4 protein-coding genes are annotated in these 2,187 nt (G+C 71.2%); 3 read left to right on the top strand and 1 reads right to left on the bottom strand.

The genetic code is table 11. The features are described from left to right. On the bottom strand, positions 1-221 hold a 221-nt coding region (locus WBA11_RS07470; RefSeq protein WP_424520071.1), incomplete at its 3' end, for an ATP-binding cassette domain-containing protein. 72 nt (positions 222-293) lie between these two features. Here WBA11_RS07470 and WBA11_RS07465 point away from each other — a divergent pair. The 3 genes from WBA11_RS07465 to WBA11_RS07455 form a co-directional block, all read left to right on the top strand. Beyond that, entirely contained in the window at positions 294-866 is a 573-nt protein-coding gene (locus WBA11_RS07465) for a superoxide dismutase family protein (RefSeq protein ID WP_424520070.1), read from the top strand. Continuing rightward, a complete protein-coding gene (locus WBA11_RS07460; RefSeq protein ID WP_424520069.1) occupies positions 863-1,708 on the top strand; it encodes a DUF5715 family protein in 846 nt (281 codons plus the stop codon). The genes WBA11_RS07465 and WBA11_RS07460 overlap by 4 nt, the downstream gene beginning before the upstream one ends. Beyond that, on the top strand, positions 1,705-2,187 hold a 483-nt coding region (locus tag WBA11_RS07455), incomplete at its 3' end, for a hypothetical protein (RefSeq protein WP_424520068.1). The genes WBA11_RS07460 and WBA11_RS07455, both read left to right, overlap by 4 nt.

Below are 2,187 nucleotides of genomic sequence, written 5' to 3'. Positions count from 1 at the left end.
TCGCGAGGCTCGACCCCGCGCCCGTCGACCTCGAGGACGACCGAGCCGCCGGTCGGCGTCAGGAGGCCGGCGAACAACAAGAGGAGCGTCGACTTGCCCGATCCGTTCGGCCCCGTGACGGCGAGCGGCGTCCCCGCCTCGACCGCGACCTCGAGGCCGTCGAACAAGCGCCGCGGCCCGAAGCGCATCGAGAGGTCGTGGGCGGCGAGGCGGGCGGGCACGGAAAAGCGTCGGAGGGCGAAAGACAAGCTAGCCTGGGCAGAACACGAGACCGGGCGGGCCGTTGTCTCCACATGGTCCCCGTCGCAATCGTCATCGTGCTTGTTGTGGCCCTCGTTGCGTGCGAGGCGCCGACTCCCACCGTGACGGCCTCGGAACCCGCCATCGAGGTCCCGCCCCTGCCGCCGGACACCACGGATGTCCAAGGGGTCTCGTTCGCGCGGGCGACCATCGAGCCCGTCGGCGACGGCGGCGTAGAAGGGACGGTCTCCCTGTCCCGTTCGACGGGCGGCGTCCGGGTTCTGATGTCGCTCACCGGCTTGTCGAGCCAGGACTTCCACGCGGTCCAGGTCCTTCGAGGGCGCGACTGCGACGCCGACCCCGGCATCCACCTGGGGATCGACGAGGGCACACCTCACGGCGGTCCCTATTTGTCGCCCCGCTTCCGACACGCAGGCGACCTGGGCAGCATCCGCAGCGACCGAGGACGAGGCCGCTACGACCGGATCGACCCCGTCCTGAGCCTGGACGGGACGATGTCGGCCGTCGGGCGAGCCGTCGTGGTGCGAGAGCTGCGCGACGACGAGTCGAGCCCGGACGGAGCGGCCGGAGACGTGATCGGGTGCGGCGTCCTCGAGGGCCGATGAAGACCGCCGCCATCATCATCACCGCGCTCGCGATTGGCCTGGGGATCGGGTGGGTCGCCCGTCAAGCCACGATCCCTCCGCCGCCTCCCCCACCGCCGGGCGCGGGGACGACGCCCGCGCTCGACTCGCTCGACGCGTTCGTGACACGCACTCGAGGTCGGTTCGAGCAACTTCGCGGCCCGACCTCGGACCAGGCCAACCGCCTGCGCCGCCCGCGCACGCCGTCCTACCGCGACCATCTGGAGCGTGCCGACTCCTTGGGCGTCCCCCCACTCCGCGGCGAGTCCGACCTCACCGGCCACCTGCGCTCGGGACGGCTCGTTCCGCTCGTCGACAACGAGTACTACGTGCTGCGCGTCCTGGAGCACTCCAAGCCCTTCGTCGTTCCCGCGCTGTACGACCGCGTTCAGGAGGTCGGGCGCCGGTTCCAAGACGCCGTCCTCGAGGCCGGGTTGCCGCCGTACCGGTTCACGATCTCGTCGGCGCTCCGGACCTCGGACTTGCAGGAGGACTTGGGCCGGACGAACCGGAACGCGACGTCGGGCACCTCGAGCCACGAGTACGGCGCGTCCGTCGACCTGGTGTACACGCGGTTCTCGCTCCACCCGTCCGCCGCCGACTCGCTCGACGTCCCGTTCTCAGACCCCGACCTCGGCCACGCCCAGCGCACCGCGACCCGGTGGGCCAACGACCTGGCCGGCGTCTACGACGACCGCCTGTTCGGCGTCCTCGCCCGCGTCTTGGGCGCGATGCAGGACGAGGGCAAGCTGCTGGTCCTGCTCGAGAACGAGCAGCCGGTCTTCCACATCACCATCGACCTGCCCGACTTCGACGACTCGTGACCAACGACCCGCTCCCACCCGACCCGTCCGCCCTCGAGAGCCGTGAGGCCGAAGGAGTCCCTGCCCCCTCGACGGCACCCCCTCCCGTCAGCGTCCTCGAGGGCGACACGTCAGCGCGATCGACTCGACCTCGAGGTCGGAAGCGGGCGATCGCAGCGGTCGTGGCCATCCTGGTGCTGGCCGCCGCGTGGTTCGGCTGGCGGACGAACGCAGGCATCGAGGCCACGTTCGCAGAGCAGGACCGCGTCGTCGCCCTCGACGAGCGGGCGTTCGAGTCGATCCCCGTCCTGACCGACGACGAGATCGCGACGCTCCGCCGGTCCCGGAACGCCCGTCACGTCGAGTTGGCCCGGGAGTTGGGCGTCGACCCGCCGGACACGCGAGCGCAGGCCGACAGCCTGGCCGACGCCGGCCGGTTGGTCCGCATCGAGACCGACTCGCTCTACACCGTCCTGCCGATGGACTCGTCGGTCCCGTAC

This window comes from Rubrivirga sp., from assembly GCF_049648075.1.
Taxonomy (GTDB): Bacteria; Bacteroidota; Rhodothermia; order Rhodothermales; family Rubricoccaceae; genus Rubrivirga.
This window is presented reverse-complemented; position numbering and strand designations above follow the sequence as displayed.

Bases quoted from the DNA above. Each gene is read 5' to 3' on its own strand.
- WBA11_RS07465 (WP_424520070.1), top strand. From the start codon at position 294: ATGGTCCCCGTCGCAATCGTCATCGTGCTTGTTGTGGCCCTCGTTGCG.
- WBA11_RS07460 (WP_424520069.1), top strand. From the start codon at position 863: ATGAAGACCGCCGCCATCATCATCACCGCGCTCGCGATTGGCCTGGGG.